Below are 15,777 nucleotides of genomic sequence, written 5' to 3' on the forward strand. Positions count from 1 at the left end.
CTCACTGCTTACAGCCAATCTATATTGATTTGATTTTCCGGGATTCCATTGACATGACCGATCAGCAGCAAGACCAGCAAGCTCAGCACGAGGAAGAAAACCAGCTCATTGCACTGCGTAAAGCCAAACTGGCTGCCGCGCGTGAAAAAGGCGCGGTCTTCCCCAACGACTTCCGCCCTGACAGCTATTGCGGCGACCTGCAGAAAAAGTACGCCGACAAGAGCAAGGAAGAGCTAGCTGAGACGGCCATTCCGGTCAAAATTGCTGGCCGTATCATGCTCAATCGGGGTGCCTTTATGGTGCTGCAAGATATGAGTGGCCGCCTGCAGGTCTACGTTGACCGTAAAGGCTTGCCAGCTGAGACGCTGGAAGAAATCAAACATTGGGATCTGGGCGACATCATCGCCGCAGAAGGTAACCTGGCGCGCTCCGGCAAGGGTGATCTGTATGTGCATATGACGGCGGTCAAGCTGCTGACCAAGTCTTTGCGCCCGCTGCCCGACAAGCACCATGGCCTGACGGATACCGAGCAGCGTTATCGTCAGCGCTATGTTGACCTGATCGTCAACGAAGACACTCGTAACACCTTTATGGTCCGCTCTCGGGTGATTGGGCATATCCGCAAGTTTCTCAGTGAGCGCAACTTCCTCGAAGTGGAAACGCCTATGCTGCAGACTATTCCAGGCGGTGCCGCGGCCAAGCCGTTTGAGACGCATCATAATGCGCTGGATCTGCCGATGTTTTTGCGTATTGCGCCTGAGCTCTACCTAAAGCGTTTGGTGGTTGGCGGCTTTGAGCGCGTGTTCGAGATCAACCGTAACTTCCGCAATGAGGGTGTTTCCACGCGCCATAATCCGGAATTCACCATGTTGGAGTTTTATCAGGCTTACGCCGATTACGAAGACAACATGGATCTTACCGAAGAGCTGTTCCGCGAACTGGCTCAACTGGTTTTGGGCAGTACCGATGTGCCCTACCAGGGCAAGGTGTTCCATTTTGGCGAGCCCTTCGCACGTCTCTCGGTATTCGATTCCATTCTCAAATACAGCCCCGAAGTCACGGCCGCGGATCTGCAAGACCTTGACCGTGCGCGCGTCATCGCTAAGAAAGCCGGTGCCGACGTTAAGGGTTTCGAGGGGCTGGGCAAACTGCAAACCATGATTTTTGAGGAGCTGGTTGAACATAAGCTGGAGCAACCTACTTTTATCACCCGTTATCCGTTTGAAGTGTCTCCGCTGGCGCGCCGTAGCGATGATGATCCAAGCGTGACCGATCGTTTCGAGCTGTTCATCGGTGGTCGCGAGATCGCCAATGCTTATTCGGAGCTTAACGACGCTGAAGATCAGGCTGAGCGTTTCCATGCGCAGGTCAAGGACAAGGATGCGGGTGATGACGAAGCCATGCACTTCGATGCTGATTTCGTCCGTGCGCTGGAATTCGGGATGCCGCCAACAGCGGGCGAGGGTATTGGTATTGATCGTCTGGTGATGTTGCTGACGGATGCGCCGTCTATTCGGGACGTTATTCTGTTCCCGCACATGCGGCCAGAAACGGCGTAAGCCGTTTCAGCTACAAGCCGGAAGCTAGAAGCAAGAGGCGGCATCGGTTAATGAATTGCCATGTCGCCGGACGCCAAGATTGTTCTACTGGGGTATCAGGCGATCTTCAGAATTGTCTAACGCACTTCCAGCTTGAAGCTTACAGCTGCGACCGAAGGGAGCTACCGTGAAACAGAATGAGCAATATCAGCTGGTGATTCGGAGTTTATCGGACCGCATTGTCGAGGCGCAGGCGCCTATTCGCGTGTTGGATGCGATCAAATGGGACGATAGCGTCCGTGATAGCTTTTTTCAGAAGCGCTGCAAGGCAATTCCTGATATCACCCCCGATTATTATGCCCAGCGCCCCCTGGGGTATAACCCCGGTGAGTTGCGGCAGGTGTTTCAGGATATCGAGCGAGACATAACGCGCCAGTTGGGCACCTTCAATCCGGTTGGTCAGATCATGCGTCGCATGTGTCGTGAGTACCGCATGGTGATTCGTATGCTGGAGGCGCGTGGCAGCGCTGACTTCGGGCTGATCTCGCAGGAGCTTTACGGTGCTGCCTCCGATGCGTTTCATGCCGGCGATCCGACGCTGACCGACCTTGGTATAGCGCTGAGTGAGTCGCTAAGTAATATCGCTCGCACGGAAATTGCCCGTGAACCCAAGACAATTGCGGCTCCCGAAGCCGTGGATATTCTGCAAGCGCGCATGAATGACGCCTTCCCGGATGATCAGGCGGTGCGGGTATTCGAGTCGGATGGCATTGTTGCCGACGCGGCCGCCGGGGCTGACTATATCAAGATTCGCAGTGACGCCAAGTTCAACCAACGTGACCTGAACATTCTTGCGGTGCACGAGGGTATGGTGCACGTGGCGACCAGTTTGAATGGCCAGCATCAGCCAATTTGTACCTTCCTGGCTAAAGGCCCGCCGTCTTCGACGGTTACCCAGGAGGGCCTGGCGATTCTTATGGAGGTGCTGACGTTCGCGTCTTATCCTGCGCGTTTGCGCAAGTTGACTGACCGCACCCGCGCGATTCAGATTGCCGAGACTGGCGGCGATTTTATGGATGTATTCCAGTTCTACCGTGATGAGGGCTATTCGCGTGAGGATGGCTACAACAATGCCAGTCGCGTATTCCGGGGCTCAAGCAGCAACGGTCTGCCCTTTACCAAGGATCTGGTTTACCTCAAGGGCTTTATTCTCACTTACAACTACATTCAGCTGGCTGTGCGTAAAGGCAAGCTGCAGCAGATTCCGCTGCTATTTTGCGGCAAGACCACGCTGGAGGATATGCGTACCCTGAACCAGTTGGTTGAGGAAGGCTTGGTGGTGCCTCCACGTTACTTGCCTTCACCCTTTGCTGATCTGAATGCACTGAGCGCCTGGATGTGTTTTTCCGGGTTCTTGAATAACCTGAGTTTGGAGCGTGTCGAAGCCGACTACGCCAATATTCTTTAACTGGAGCTGTAGATGTCGGAGTCCCGTGAAATAAACAAGTTGCCGCTTATGCTGACGGCAATGGCCAGCGTCATGTGTACCGTGTTGTTACTGCACCTTTATGGTTATCTGAACTTTGCCAAGCCTGAAGAAGGGCTTGAGCTGGAAGACTATCGTCTGGTCACCGTAGGCGCGGAGGATGCCGGGCAGTTGCGCAGCAATCCGGCCAAGCATGAGGCTGAGTGCGTCGACGGTATCCTGGTGTTGCACGCTAGCCACATGAACGGTCTCTCTGGTGTGCTCAAGGACAGTCGTGATCGCGTGGTGCGCTGTATCGAGCAGACAGTGCCGGCGGCAAAGTAGTGATGGCTGAGCGGCGTATTGAGCTGGAGTCAGGCTGGTTGCAGGCGCTGGAAGCCGAGTTTGATGCGCCCTATATGCAGTCCCTCAGGGCCTTTTTGCAGGCTGAGAAGGCGGCGGGTAAGGAGATCTATCCGCCAGGACCTTTGATCTTTAATGCGCTGAACTCGACGCCGCTGGAGCAAGTTAAAGTGGTGATTCTTGGTCAGGATCCTTATCACGGTCCCGGGCAAGCGCATGGTTTGAGTTTTTCGGTTCCGCCGGGTGTCCGTCAGCCGCCGTCACTCAAGAACATATTGAAAGAGCTGCAGCGCGATTTTGACTTACCGATGCCGAGTCACGGCTGTTTGCAATCCTGGGCGGAGCAGGGCGTATTACTGCTCAATTCGGTGTTGACGGTCGAGCAGGGCAATGCCGGATCTCATGCCAACCGGGGCTGGGAAGTATTCACGTCAAAGATCATCGAGGTGATTAACCAAAGTCACACTGACTGTGTGTTCATGCTCTGGGGCAATTATGCTCAGCGCAAAGGAAAGCAGATTGATGAGACGCGCCACCGCGTTCTAACTTCGGTCCATCCTTCCCCGCTATCGGCGCATCGTGGCTTTATTGGTAATGGCCACTTTTCTGCTGCCAACGATTATCTGCTAGAGCGAGGGCGCACACCCGTCGACTGGGGTTTGCCTGCTGCTGAGTAGGCTTCTTGGTCAAACCTTTGTTAAGTAAGAAGACACCGCTGTTGCTTGATCGCAAGGTGCCTTGAATATCATGGGGGGATCAGGGAGGCGTTGCCGCACTTCTGGGCAACTGCCCGCCGCAGGGGGGGCGGGCAGATAATGGATCTATCAGCTCGTTATCAGGCGAGCAGCTGCATGGCTGCTTCCATTTCAGCGGATAGGTCTTCGTCTTCCTGCTCTTCACTGGGGTTGAGGCCGAGCTTGGCAAAGGAGCTGATAGTACTCCAGTCGAGCTGGGCGTAAGGGTGCGTGCTTCCGGCGAGAGACTGCAGTACTGCGACTTGCACGATATCAGCGTAGTCGACCGCGCTGGAGTTGCGGTCGAAGTCCAGGTGTTCAGTCGGCACGTGGCGCAGTGGTTGCGGAAAGTCCCACGCCTTCAGAATGCGGTCGCCAAGGATTGGATGAATCTCTTCAATAACCAGATTCAGGCTGATGGAATCGCGCAGAAGCTGGCTGTTTTCTTCGGCATAGGCAAGGATCGGCAGTACGCCGATCTGGTGCACCAGGCCGCCCAAGGTTGCCTGGTCAGGCTTGAGGCGAGTGTAGTGCTTGCATAGTACGTGGCTGATACCGGCCACTTCGGTACTGCGGGTCCAGACTTCACGCATCTTGCGGTCAATAACGTCGGAGGTGGCCTGAAACATCTGTGACATCGCCAGGCCGATCGCCAGGTTTGCAGTGTAAGTAATGCCCATGCGGTTGACGGCCATCGACAGGTCGGTGATTTCCTGCCGGCTGCGTAATAGAGGGCTGTTGACGACTTTGATCAAGCGGGCGCTGAGCGCGGCATCGTTGCTGATCTCCTTGACCAGAAAGGGGATGCTGACATCAGGGTCTTCTGCTGCTTCGCGAACGCGCAGGGCTACTTCGGGCAGTGTCGGAAGCACCAGTTGGTCTTTTTCGATCGCCTGGATCAGCTCTTCTTTTACGCGTTGGGCCATATCTGTCATGGGTAATCCTTTATTTGATTGCTACTGCACAGCCTCGTCGCTGGCAGTCAGATCAGATTCGTACGGCAGGTCGGCAAGAGTTATCAGTGGCCCCTGTGCATTGCCTGCGCTTAATGTAGCCAATTGTGCCGCATCCTTCTGCAACACGGCCAGCATTTCTACCAGCTTCCGACCTCTGGCGGCGATAACCACCTCGCCAACCGTTTTACCGCTATCTCGGTCGATAATGGGGGTGCCCGCGTCAGGGCACGCCTCGCCAGCGAGCAGCAAGCGGTACATGCGGCGCTTCAGCTTACCCAGGTACTGCATGCGCGCGACGATTTCCTGGCCGGTGTAGCAGCCTTTTTTGAAGCTGACACCACCTAGTTGTTGCAGGTTGAGCATTTGCGGAATGAATAGCTCCAGCGTTGGTCCTGTCACTTGGCCCAGGCCTGCCTGAATTTGCCGCAATAGCCAGTTGTTCAGGTTGTCTGCACTGCTGTGTTGCAACAACTGATCGGTAGCTTCTAGTGCTCGTCCCGTCGTCAACCAGACTTCATAGGCGCCATCAGGCAGGCTCAGCACTCGGGCGTCGAGTGTTGTGGTTACCTGTCCAGGGCCAGCTGGTCGTTCAAGGTCCGCTGCAGCAAGTGCTTTATCTGTATGCTCTCCCCACAGCCCCAGCCTGATCCATTGATCGGACTGGTCGCTTAAAGAGGTCTTGAAGAAGGCCGCGTATTTACTGAGCTCGGTTACCTGTGGCGTGACCAGCTCCTGTGCCATGCTTAACAGGAAGCCTGTCTCGCTGCGGTGCAAGCGGAAGCTGGACTGCATGCGACCCTTGGGGTTGCAGCGTGCGCCCAGCGTGCTCTGCTTTGCGCCAAGGTGCGCTACGTCACAGGTCAGCTGACCTTGCAGAAAGCGCTCTGCATCAGGGCCGTCGACGGCGATTACGCCTTCATGGGTTAGCCAGCACAGGCTGGTTCCGGAGTCACCGGAAGAGGTAGTGTCAAAGCGATTGCTCAACTCGATCGCTGTATTAGAGAGTGCAGTCATACCGATGATTGTTCCCTTGGCGGTGAGTGTTACATCATAGGGGCTATGCTGGGTATTTGTCAGGCATGCCTATCGTTATAATGGTGGTGATGTACTCTAGTTCAATCCTTAGTGTGGAGTTGCCGATGTCGGCCGATATAGAAGTGAAGCGTTTGTACTGGCACAGCCGTCGCGGCATGCTGGAGCTGGATGTGCTGTTGATCCCCTTTCTGGAGGAAGCCTATCCATCGCTGGAGGACGCTGACAAGGATCGTTATCGGATGTTGCTCGAGTCGGAGGACCAGGACATGTTTGGCTGGTTTATGCAGCGCAGCGAGCCTGAAGATCCGGATCTGAAACGCATTGTGAGGATGATATTGGACCGTGTACAGCCAGACTGATTATCTCGTTATGCACCGCCAGCCTTCGCGCTGGCTAGCGCTGCTACTGCTCTGCGGCAGCCTTCTGGCCTGCCTTGCAGTATTCCAGAGTGCGCTTAGCTTGCTGCCGAGCCTGCTCTGCATTTTGCTTGTTTGCGGCTATGGCTGCTGGATCTGGCCACGCCAGGTCAGCCTTAGGCATCCACATTCCGTTACCGGGCTGAGATTCGACGGCGAGGGTTGGCATGTGTTGCGCCGTGATGGCTCAGAAGCTGCAGCCAAGCTGCTCGCCGATACCTACGTCAGCGCTATGCTGACAGTGGTTCGTTTGCGCGAGCAGGGTCGCTGGCGTGCTGTTTCAGTGATACTGGCGAGTGACGCGGCCTCGGAAGAGAGTCTGCGTCGTTTGCGCTTACGTCTGCGCTTCAGTCGGCAGCGCTGGGCGGCTGCAGAATAGTGTCGACGGCTTCGTCCAGTTGGGCGGGGTAGTCCAGCGTGTAATGCAGTCCGCGGCTTTCCCGGCGCTGCATCGCCGAGCTGATAATCAGATCGGCAACCTGAGCCAGGTTGCGCAGCTCCAGCAGGTCACGACTAACCCGGTAGTTGCTGTAGAACTCGTGAATTTCGCCACGCAGCATATCGACCCGGTGTTTGGCGCGCTGCAAGCGCTTCGACGTGCGCACAATACCGACATAATCCCACATGAAACGCCGTAGTTCGTCCCAGTTGTGGGAAATGATGACGTCTTCGTCCGAATCCGTGACCTGACTTTCGTCCCAGTGAGGCAGGTCGCGCGGCATGCTTACCTGATCGATCTGACTCAAGATGTCCTGGCTGGCGGAGCGGCCATAAACAATACATTCCAGTAACGAGTTGCTGGCCATGCGATTGGCGCCGTGCAGTCCGGTGAAACTGGTTTCACCGATGGCATAAAGCTGCTCCACATCAGTGCGACCGCTTGCCTCGACCATCACCCCGCCACAGGTATAGTGTGCCGCAGGGACAACTGGAATGGGCTCTTTGGTAATGTCTATGCCAAAGGCGAGGCAGCGTTCATGCACGGTCGGAAAGTGACTGCGAATAAAGTCTGCCGGTTTATGGGTGATGTCCAGGTAGACGCAATCCAGCCCAAGCCGCTTCATCTCATGATCGATCGCGCGTGCGACTATGTCTCGAGGGGCCAGCTCGGCGCGCTCGTCAAAGCGCGGCATAAAACGCTCTCCGTTGGGGAGTTTGAGCAATGCGCCCTCGCCACGCAGCGCTTCAGTCACCAAAAAGCTCTTGGCCTTGGGGTGATAAAGGCACGTTGGGTGGAACTGGTTAAACTCCATGTTGGCGACTCTGCAGCCGGCTCGCCAGGCCATTGCAATCCCGTCGCCGGAGGCGCTATCCGGATTGCTGGTATAGAGGTAGACCTTGCTTGCGCCGCCTGTGGCCAATACGGTAAAGCGCGCTGCGACGGTTTCCACATGCCCATTTGATCGATTAAGGATGTAGGCGCCGAGGCAGCGCTTGCCGGGACGGCCCAGTTTCTGGCTGGTAATCAGGTCGACGGCAACCCGGTTATCCAGCAGCTCAATATTGCTATGGGCTTCGGCGCGCTTGAGCAGCGTGTTGAAAATGGCCGCGCCAGTCGCATCAGCGGCATGAATGATGCGCCTGTGACTATGGCCACCTTCTCGAGTCAGATGAAAGTCATCGGTTTCGCTGCCATCCTCACGCCGCTCGCGGGTGAATGGCACGCCTTGCTCGACCAGCCAGCCGATAGCGTCGCGGCTATCCCCCACGATCTGTCGTACCGCATCTTCATGGCAAAGTCCGCCGCCCGCAATCAGGGTGTCCTGTACATGGGCGTCGACGGTGTCGCTATCGTCAAGGACAGCGGCAACGCCCCCTTGAGCCCAGAAGGTCGAGCCTTCGGACAGTTGTCCTTTGCTCAGCACTGCCACCCGCAAATCACCAGCCAGATGCAGGGCAAGTGTGAGCCCGGCCGCGCCGCTGCCAATCACTAGTACGTCATATTCCTGTTGCTGCGTCATAATATCTCGTCTTGCCGTCGGGTGGCGTGGAATGCTTGTCACGGCGATCTAGTATATAGAAGCTGTCTGTCTCACAATACTGCCTGTCGCGGGGTGTTATCGCGTTACACCGTTAAGGTGGTCGCCAATGATGGCTATTTGCATGCTATGTGCGGAACTTTCTGCAATACGCTGGCTCTTAAATTCCGTACCTGAGTGAGGGGAGAACTTTTGGTTACATCTTGGGTCTACCATAACAACGTCGACTGGCAGGCCTGCGGCATGCAGGAGCAGCGATATGACTGAGCAGAGCGACCAGCAGTTGGTCGAACGTGTTCAGAAAGGTGATAAGCGAGCTTTTGATCTGTTGGTGTTGAAGTATCAGCACAAGATTTTGGCCTTGGTTACGCGCTTTGTACATGATAATCACGAAGCGCAGGACGTGACCCAGGAAGCCTTTATCAAGGCTTACCGGGCACTGGCCAACTTCCGCGGCGACAGTGCGTTTTATACCTGGCTGTACCGTATTGCGATCAATACGGCCAAAAATTACCTGGTTGCGCGTAATCGCCGACCACCTGATTCTGATATTGCGGCGGATGAAGCAGAGTTCTACGAGGGAGACAGCATCCTCAAGGACAATCATTCGCCAGAACGCGAAATGTTGCGCGATGAGATTGAACAAGTTGTCAATCGCACGCTCCAACAATTGCCGGACGATTTGAGAACAGCTCTGACCTTGCGTGAGTTCGAAGGTTTGAGTTACGAAGACATTGCCAATGTAATGGACTGCCCTGTTGGTACCGTAAGGTCGCGTATTTTCAGGGCGCGAGAGGCAATAGATAAAGCGCTGAAGCCCCTGCTGGAAGCATGATGGGTATTCGGTTGCGCAACGCAGAGAGCCCTTTGGGGCCATTAGCAGAGGTACAGCGATGAGAAACGAAGTCTTGCAGGAGTCTCTTTCCGCACTCATGGATAACGAGGCTGACGAACTGGAAGTGCGGCGTGTTCTCCAGGCCGCCGAACAGGATCCCACGGTGCGCGGTACTTGGGAGCGTTATCAAATAGCGCGCTCGGTGTTGCATAAAGAGCATTGGCAAGGGTCGGTTGACCTTTCGGCCGGCATTGCCGCTGCGTTGCGCGATGAGCCGCAGTTGCAGGTCGCTGCTGAATCGGCGGCGCCGCTCAAGTCTGGTTTGTGGCGCAATATGTCTCGGGTGGCTGTCGCTGCGTCGGTGACTATGGCTGTATTGGTAGGCGTTCGCATGGTTAACCAGGGCGATGTGCCTGCACAGCCTACGCTGGCAGTCGAGAATACGGTTGAAGTGCCCAGCTTTGCGGCTGCGGGTGGAATGTCTACCCGTTCAGGTGCGGTATTGGCAGGCTACTCGCAGCAGCCGGGTGTAGGTGCTGAGCCGCTTGCTGCTGCCAAGGCGCCTTCAGCGTGGCATGAGCAGCGTATTGGCCGTTATCTGCGCGAGCATGCTGAGAACAGCGCTCAATCGTCTTCGCCTCAGCTGGTTCCCTACGCACGTGCGGCCAGTATAGAAGGACGATAGTGGTGATATCCAAGCGTAGTTTGGGCTGCTGCTGTGTGGCGGCCCTTTTTGTCTCGCCTGCGGTGCTGGCGAATGACGCAGCAGATCTGTTGCAGCGCATGGCGCAGGCAACAGAACAGGTAAGCTACAAAGGAGCGTTCGTCTACGAGCGCTCTGGCAGTTTTTCCACCCACCAAGTTTGGCATCAAGCGGATAGCAAGGTGGTCACTGAGCGACTATTGCAAGCCGATGGCGAGCCGCATGAATGGGTTCGTCGCAACGGCGATGTACAGTGTGCCAGTTCCTATTCTGCAGGCCCGGTCTGGGATCCTGCTGCCCAGCCAGCAATGAGCCCAGAACGGTTGGAGCAGTGGTATTCGCTCGAAACGCTAGGTACCACTCGCGTTGCCGACCGACCTGCCACTGTACTGGCAGTGAAGCCCCGGGATAATTACCGTTACGCCTACGAGCTGTATCTGGATAATGAAACAGGCTTATTGCTTAAGTCGCTGTTGATCAATGAGCGCAGCACCCTGCTTGAGCGTTTCCGGTTTACCAATATTGCTGTGACTGACGTTGCTGACGCGGAGCTTGCGCCCGGCGCCGGTTGTCTGCAGGTGGGTGTTACCCTGAAAGACGATGCCAGCAAGGCCGAAAGCATAGAACCCAGCTGGTTGCCGCCTGGGTTTAGTGGTGGCGAAGAGGATGTTCGGGCTTACTCCGTAGATGAGAGCCCGGTCTCCAGTCGTGTATATACCGACGGTATGGCCCGGTTCACGGTTTTTGTTGAGCCGTTGGGCGAAGAAGGGTTGGCTGATGATTTGCGCGCTCAGCTCGGGCCTACCGTGGCGGTTAGTCGTAAGCTGAGCCTGAATAATGGGGTTTTTCTGGCGACAGTAGTTGGTGAGATTCCGCCAGCTGCGGCCGAGCGTATCGCTGCCTCTTTTGATCAGTCTGTGGAAGCGCAGCAGTGATCGAGGAGCGCGGTCGGGTTCTAAGCACGGAGCCCGGGGCTGTCTGGGTTGCAACTATTCGCTCTAGTACCTGCGGCAGCTGCCAAGCGAAGGCAGGATGTGGTCAGGCGTTGCTGCAGAAACTGGGTTCGGGCTCTTCTCAAGGCTTTGTTCGCGCGCTGACCGACCGCGAGTGGCAGGTTGGGGATGAAGTGATGATTGGCGTCCCCGAAGATGCGCTAGTAAAAAGCGCTATCTGGGTATACCTGGTTCCGCTTGTCTGCTTGTTTGCTGCTGCGCTGTTAGCGCAAGCGCTAAGCTGGTCTGAGCCACAAATGATTCTATCTTCTGCCGTGGGTCTGGCTTTTGGTTTTGTTTTGGTTCGCTGGCATGACCGCATGGTGCGGTCAGATCCGCAGTTGCAGCCACAGGTGATCGCCGCCGCGCTTGGATACTCTATGGTATCGGAGTCAGCACGCTAGGATGCTAGTTACGCTTCAGCTTCTCTCGTTCTATCAATAGGAGAAAACACGCATATGTTGTCATTACGACGTTGGGTAGTAGCAACGGCAGGCGCTGCCCTGCTGGGTTGGCAATCTCTTGTACTGGCGGCGGATCTGCCTGATTTTACCGAGTTGGTAGAAGATGCATCTCCCGCTATCGTCAATATTAGTACCAAGCAAAAGCCCTCGGCTGTGCCGACCGCTGGTATGCAGGGTATGCCGGATCTGGAAGGCATGCCGCCGATGTTCCGTGAGTTTTTTGAGCGCAGCTTTCCGCAGTCGCCGGCCCCTCGTGAACACCAGGCGCCCCAATCGCTGGGCTCCGGTTTTATTATTTCCAAAGACGGCTACGTTCTTACCAACAACCATGTGGTAGCAGATGCGGATGAAATTTATGTACGCCTCTCCGATCGTCGGGAAATGGAAGCTACCCTGGTAGGTGCTGATCCTCGTTCAGATCTCGCTCTGCTGAAAATAGACGCAGGTGATGATTTGCCCGTCGTAAAGATTGGTAAATCTGCCGATCTCAAGCCCGGTGAGTGGGTCTTGGCTATAGGCTCCCCCTTTGGCTTTGATTACTCGGTGACGCAAGGCATCGTCAGCGCCAAAGGGCGCAGTCTGCCAAATGAAAACTATGTTCCTTTCATCCAGACAGATGTAGCGATCAACCCAGGTAACTCCGGCGGCCCGCTATTCAATCTGGATGGCGAAGTGGTTGGCATTAACTCGCAGATCTTTACTCGTTCTGGCGGCTTCATGGGGCTCTCTTTCGCGATCCCCATGGACGTAGCGATGGATGTAGTGGAGCAGTTAAAAGCCAGCGGCAGCGTGCAGCGAGGCTGGTTGGGTGTTGTGATTCAGGAAGTTAACAAAGATCTGGCTGAGTCTTTTGATCTGCCCAAGCCCGCCGGTGCTCTGGTTGCCCAGATTATGCCGGGTGGCCCGGCGGACGAAGGCGGCTTGAAGGTGGGTGACGTCATCATGTCGTTCAACGGCGCAGAAATTAGCCGTTCAGCCGATTTGCCACACGCCGTTGGGCGCGTACGTCCAGGCACCGAGGCGAGCATGGTGGTTATGCGTGATAAATCGCGCAAAACGCTGACGATGGAAATCGGCAGCCTGCCTGAGGATGACAGTGTCGCTGCGCTGGGTGATTCAGACTCGGCAGCGCCTTCCAAGGCTGACAATCGCTTAGGGGTTAGTGTTGCCGAGCTGAGCGACGAGCAGAAGAAGAATCTGGATATTCATGCTGGCGTCGTGGTGCGTGAAGTAACCCAGGGGCCGGGCGCTATGGTAGGCCTGCGTGCGGGTGACATTATCACCAACCTGGATAACCAGGCAGTCGACTCGGTTGCCAATTTTGAAGAGATTGCCAAGGACCTGCCAAGCAATCGCTCTGTCTCCATGCGCGTGATCCGCCAGGGTCGTGCCAGTTACATTACCTTCCGCTTGCCTGAGTAACTCGGCCCCTGCAGTTTCCGCTGAAAGGCGCTTCGCGCGTCCTTCAGCGGCTAGCGCTGCGATAGCACCGTCCTTTGTAATCAGGTACACTCGCCGGCTGTTTTCAAGGGATTTTCTCCCTTTCATCGCCATGTCTGGCAACTACGTCTGGATGATCCGCGCTGTGAGTGACCTGAGCTTAATACGTAATTTCTCCATTATTGCCCACATTGACCACGGCAAATCTACTCTGGCGGATCGGTTTATCCAGATCTGCGGCGGATTGACCGAGCGCGAGATGGAAGCCCAGGTGCTGGACTCCATGGATCTGGAGCGTGAGCGCGGCATTACCATCAAGGCGCACAGCGTGACGCTGTACTACACCGCCAAGGATGGAAAAACCTACCAGCTGAATTTTATTGATACGCCTGGTCATGTCGATTTTCATTACGAAGTTAGCCGGTCCCTTGCCGCCTGTGAGGGCGCGTTGCTGGTGGTGGACGCCGCGCAAGGGGTTGAGGCGCAGTCAGTAGCCAACTGCTATACGGCGATTGAGCAGGGCCTGGAGGTGATGCCGGTCCTCAACAAGATCGACTTGCCGCAGGCTGAACCTGAACGGGTGAAGGCTGAGATTGAAAGTGTGATCGGTATTGATGCTACCGACGCCGTGGCGTGCAGCGCCAAAAGCGGGATCGGAGTAGAGGAGGTGCTGGAAGCACTGATCAAGACTATTCCGGCCCCTGAGGGGAATATTGATGCACCCCTGCAAGCGCTGATTATCGACTCCTGGTTTGATAACTACCTTGGCGTCGTATCTCTGGTTCGAGTCAAACACGGCCGTATCAAGAAAGGCGACAAGGTTCTGGTCAAATCTACCGGCAAACAGCATCAGGTTGACAGCGTCGGCGTATTTAACCCCAAGCATTCTGAAACCGCAGACCTCAAGGCTGGGGAAGTTGGCTTTATCATCGCCGGTATCAAGGACATTCATGGTGCCCCGGTGGGCGATACGCTGACACTGGCTGCGACGCCGGACGTGGATATGTTGCCCGGCTTTCAGCGGGTCAAGCCGCAGGTATATGCGGGCTTATTCCCGGTCAGCTCTGACGATTTTGAAGATTTCCGCGAAGCACTGCAGAAGCTCACGTTGAACGATGCGGCGCTGCAATTTGAACCGGAAAGTTCGGAAGCCCTGGGTTTTGGTTTCCGTATCGGCTTTCTGGGCATGTTGCACATGGAGATCATTCAGGAGCGCCTGGAGCGCGAGTATGATCTCGATCTGATCACCACGGCGCCTACGGTAGTCTTTGAGGTGGTCAAAAAGGACGGTGAACTGATCTACGTCGATAACCCGTCCCATCTGCCTGATCCTTCGATGATCGAGGAAATGCGTGAGCCTATTGTGCGCGCCAATATTCTGGTGCCGCAGGATCATTTGGGCAGCGTGATTACCCTGTGCATCGACAAGCGCGGTGTGCAGCATGACATGATTTTTCTCGGCACCCAGGTTCAGGTAATTTACGACCTGCCGATGAACGAAGTGGTGCTGGATTTCTTTGATCGACTCAAGTCGGTTAGTCGCGGCTATGCTTCTCTGGATTACAGTTTTGACCGTTTCCAGGCTGCCAAGTTGGTACGTCTGGATGTGATGATCAATGGTGAGAAGGTCGATGCTCTGGCGTTGATTGTGCATCGCGACGCGGCGGCCTTCAAAGGACGCCAGCTGGTTGAGAAAATGCGCGAACTGATACCTCGCCAGATGTTTGATGTGGCCATTCAGGCGGCCATGGGCGGGCAGATTGTTGCGCGTTCAACGGTCAAGGCGTTGCGCAAAAACGTACTTGCCAAATGTTATGGTGGTGATGCCAGCCGTAAGAAGAAACTGCTTGAGAAGCAGAAGGCCGGTAAGAAACGCATGAAGCAGGTGGGTAGTGTAGAAATTCCGCAGGATGCCTTCCTTGCGGTCCTCAAAGTAGATAACTAGGAACGAGACGCGCACATAATGATGCACATCAATTTCCCGCTGGTGTTGGTGCTGGCCGTTGCCATCAGCGGTTTTCTCGCGCTGATCGACTTCCTGTTTCTTGCTCCTCGCCGCCGCCGCGCGGTGGCCCGCTATGAAGCTGAAGTCGACGTGGCGGACCCGCAGACTATCGAGCGATTGGATAAAGAGCCGCTGCTGGTTGAGTATGGCAAGTCGTTTTTTCCAGTCCTGGCGGTGGTGCTAATCCTGCGCTCTTTTTTGGTTGAGCCGTTTCAGATTCCGTCCGGATCAATGAAGCCTACCCTCGCAGTGGGTGACTTTATTCTGGTGAACAAGTTTGCCTATGGCATCCGCTTACCGGTCGCTGACGTCAAGGTGATCCCGATAGGTGACCCCCAGCGCGGCGATGTCATGGTATTCCGCTATCCTAACGATCCGGCCACCAACTACATCAAGCGGGTGGTAGGTCTGCCGGGCGATCACATTCGTTACGCTGACAAGCAGCTTTACGTGAACGGTAAAAAGGTCGAGCACGAGCTAGTCGAAATAACCCATGATGATGAAGTACCGGCGGGACATCCTTTGCAGGCCTTTGCGAATGCAGCTATATATCGTGAACAGCTGGGTGAGGTGAGTCACCTTATTCGCCAGAAGGAACTGTCACAAACGCCGCCCGAAAAAGAGTGGGTAGTGCCTGAGGGGCACTACTTTATGATGGGCGACAACCGTGACAACTCCAATGACAGCCGTTATTGGCATGCCGACGATATGCCCAAGGAGTTGTGGGGAATGGTTCCGGACAACTATATTGTGGGCAAGGCTTTTGCCGTCTGGATGCACTGGCCCGAACCCAAGCTGAGCAATCTGCCGAGTTTTTCCAGCGTGGCCCTGATTCACTAAAGGGCGTGTGGC

General features: G+C 55.6%; 16 protein-coding genes. 13 read left to right on the top strand and 3 right to left on the bottom strand.

Going from position 1 to position 15,777, the window contains the following annotated elements:
- Nucleotides 1-53 precede the first annotated feature (53 nt).
- The 4 genes from lysS (at nt 54) to ung (ending at nt 4,043) form a co-directional block, all read left to right on the top strand.
- On the top strand, nt 54-1,559 hold the full coding sequence (gene lysS, locus EF096_RS05385) for a lysine--tRNA ligase (protein ID WP_123888599.1): 1,506 nt from the start codon (nt 54-56) through the stop codon (nt 1,557-1,559).
- A 166-nt stretch (nt 1,560-1,725) separates the two neighbouring features.
- On the top strand, nt 1,726-3,006 hold the full coding sequence (locus EF096_RS05390; RefSeq protein WP_123888600.1) for a flavohemoglobin expression-modulating QEGLA motif protein: 1,281 nt from the start codon (nt 1,726-1,728) through the stop codon (nt 3,004-3,006).
- A gap of 12 nt (nt 3,007-3,018) precedes the next feature.
- Complete coding sequence (locus tag EF096_RS05395; protein WP_123888601.1) at nt 3,019-3,348, top strand: hypothetical protein; 330 nt, start codon at nt 3,019-3,021, stop codon at nt 3,346-3,348.
- Nucleotides 3,349-3,350: 2 nt separating this feature from the next.
- Complete coding sequence (gene ung / locus EF096_RS05400) at nt 3,351-4,043, top strand: uracil-DNA glycosylase (RefSeq protein ID WP_177412301.1); 693 nt, start codon at nt 3,351-3,353, stop codon at nt 4,041-4,043.
- Between the two features lie 158 nt (nt 4,044-4,201).
- On the opposite strand, the gene EF096_RS05405 is transcribed toward ung, so the two are convergent.
- Both EF096_RS05405 and ygfZ read right to left on the bottom strand, forming a co-directional pair.
- On the bottom strand, nt 4,202-5,035 hold the full coding sequence (locus tag EF096_RS05405; protein WP_123888603.1) for an HDOD domain-containing protein: 834 nt from the start codon (nt 5,033-5,035) through the stop codon (nt 4,202-4,204).
- Between the two features lie 21 nt (nt 5,036-5,056).
- Nucleotides 5,057-6,070 carry a CAF17-like 4Fe-4S cluster assembly/insertion protein YgfZ gene (gene ygfZ / locus EF096_RS05410; protein ID WP_123888604.1) on the bottom strand — a complete coding sequence of 338 codons (1,014 nt, stop codon included), beginning with the start codon at nt 6,068-6,070 and terminating at the stop codon, nt 5,057-5,059.
- Nucleotides 6,071-6,195: 125 nt separating this feature from the next.
- Here ygfZ and EF096_RS05420 point away from each other — a divergent pair, with 125 nt between their 5' ends.
- Nucleotides 6,196-6,450, top strand: a complete 255-nt coding sequence (locus EF096_RS05420) for an FAD assembly factor SdhE (RefSeq protein WP_123888605.1) — start codon at nt 6,196-6,198, stop codon at nt 6,448-6,450.
- Nucleotides 6,434-6,886, top strand: coding sequence for a protein YgfX (locus tag EF096_RS05425; protein ID WP_123888606.1), 453 nt, complete (start codon nt 6,434-6,436; stop codon nt 6,884-6,886). Before EF096_RS05420 ends, EF096_RS05425 begins: the two co-directional genes overlap by 17 nt.
- Here the strand turns inward: EF096_RS05425 and nadB are convergent.
- Nucleotides 6,855-8,468: an L-aspartate oxidase gene (nadB, locus tag EF096_RS05430; protein ID WP_123888607.1), complete on the bottom strand. Its 1,614-nt coding sequence runs from the start codon at nt 8,466-8,468 to the stop codon at nt 6,855-6,857. The two genes, EF096_RS05425 and nadB, sit on opposite strands and share 32 nt — an antisense overlap.
- Before the next feature lie 277 nt (nt 8,469-8,745).
- Between nadB and rpoE the strand changes: the two genes are divergently transcribed.
- The 7 genes from rpoE to lepB all read left to right on the top strand — a co-directional run bounded on the left by rpoE (nt 8,746) and on the right by lepB (nt 15,765).
- Nucleotides 8,746-9,321, top strand: coding sequence for an RNA polymerase sigma factor RpoE (gene rpoE / locus EF096_RS05435; RefSeq protein ID WP_123888608.1), 576 nt, complete (start codon nt 8,746-8,748; stop codon nt 9,319-9,321).
- Between the two features lie 58 nt (nt 9,322-9,379).
- A complete protein-coding gene (locus EF096_RS05440; protein WP_123888609.1) occupies nt 9,380-10,006 on the top strand; it encodes a sigma-E factor negative regulatory protein in 627 nt (208 codons plus the stop codon).
- A gap of 2 nt (nt 10,007-10,008) precedes the next feature.
- A complete protein-coding gene (locus EF096_RS05445) occupies nt 10,009-10,959 on the top strand; it encodes a MucB/RseB C-terminal domain-containing protein (protein ID WP_235869638.1) in 951 nt (316 codons plus the stop codon).
- Nucleotides 10,956-11,420, top strand: coding sequence for a SoxR reducing system RseC family protein (locus tag EF096_RS05450; protein ID WP_123888610.1), 465 nt, complete (start codon nt 10,956-10,958; stop codon nt 11,418-11,420). Before EF096_RS05445 ends, EF096_RS05450 begins: the two co-directional genes overlap by 4 nt.
- A gap of 54 nt (nt 11,421-11,474) precedes the next feature.
- Nucleotides 11,475-12,902 carry a DegQ family serine endoprotease gene (locus tag EF096_RS05455; protein ID WP_123888611.1) on the top strand — a complete coding sequence of 476 codons (1,428 nt, stop codon included), beginning with the start codon at nt 11,475-11,477 and terminating at the stop codon, nt 12,900-12,902.
- Between the two features lie 163 nt (nt 12,903-13,065).
- Nucleotides 13,066-14,865, top strand: a complete 1,800-nt coding sequence (lepA, locus tag EF096_RS05460) for a translation elongation factor 4 (RefSeq protein ID WP_123888612.1) — start codon at nt 13,066-13,068, stop codon at nt 14,863-14,865.
- A 21-nt stretch (nt 14,866-14,886) separates the two neighbouring features.
- A complete protein-coding gene (gene lepB, locus EF096_RS05465) occupies nt 14,887-15,765 on the top strand; it encodes a signal peptidase I (protein WP_123888722.1) in 879 nt (292 codons plus the stop codon).
- Nucleotides 15,766-15,777 lie beyond the last annotated feature (12 nt).

Origin of the sequence: Pseudomonas neustonica (assembly GCF_003797945.1) — a bacterium.
In the GTDB taxonomy this organism is placed as follows: domain Bacteria; phylum Pseudomonadota; class Gammaproteobacteria; order Pseudomonadales; family Pseudomonadaceae; genus Halopseudomonas; species Halopseudomonas neustonica.

Bases quoted from the DNA above. Each gene is read 5' to 3' on its own strand.
- rpoE (WP_123888608.1), top strand. From the start codon at position 8,746: ATGACTGAGCAGAGCGACCAGCAGTTGGTCGAACGTGTTCAGAAAGGT.
- EF096_RS05440 (WP_123888609.1), top strand. From the start codon at position 9,380: ATGAGAAACGAAGTCTTGCAGGAGTCTCTTTCCGCACTCATGGATAAC.
- lysS (WP_123888599.1), top strand. From the start codon at position 54: ATGACCGATCAGCAGCAAGACCAGCAAGCTCAGCACGAGGAAGAAAAC.
- EF096_RS05455 (WP_123888611.1), top strand. From the start codon at position 11,475: ATGTTGTCATTACGACGTTGGGTAGTAGCAACGGCAGGCGCTGCCCTG.
- EF096_RS05420 (WP_123888605.1), top strand. From the start codon at position 6,196: ATGTCGGCCGATATAGAAGTGAAGCGTTTGTACTGGCACAGCCGTCGC.
- nadB (WP_123888607.1), bottom strand. From the start codon at position 8,468: ATGACGCAGCAACAGGAATATGACGTACTAGTGATTGGCAGCGGCGCG.
- lepB (WP_123888722.1), top strand. From the start codon at position 14,887: ATGCACATCAATTTCCCGCTGGTGTTGGTGCTGGCCGTTGCCATCAGC.
- ygfZ (WP_123888604.1), bottom strand. From the start codon at position 6,070: ATGACTGCACTCTCTAATACAGCGATCGAGTTGAGCAATCGCTTTGAC.
- EF096_RS05405 (WP_123888603.1), bottom strand. From the start codon at position 5,035: ATGACAGATATGGCCCAACGCGTAAAAGAAGAGCTGATCCAGGCGATC.
- EF096_RS05395 (WP_123888601.1), top strand. From the start codon at position 3,019: ATGTCGGAGTCCCGTGAAATAAACAAGTTGCCGCTTATGCTGACGGCA.
- ung (WP_177412301.1), top strand. From the start codon at position 3,351: ATGGCTGAGCGGCGTATTGAGCTGGAGTCAGGCTGGTTGCAGGCGCTG.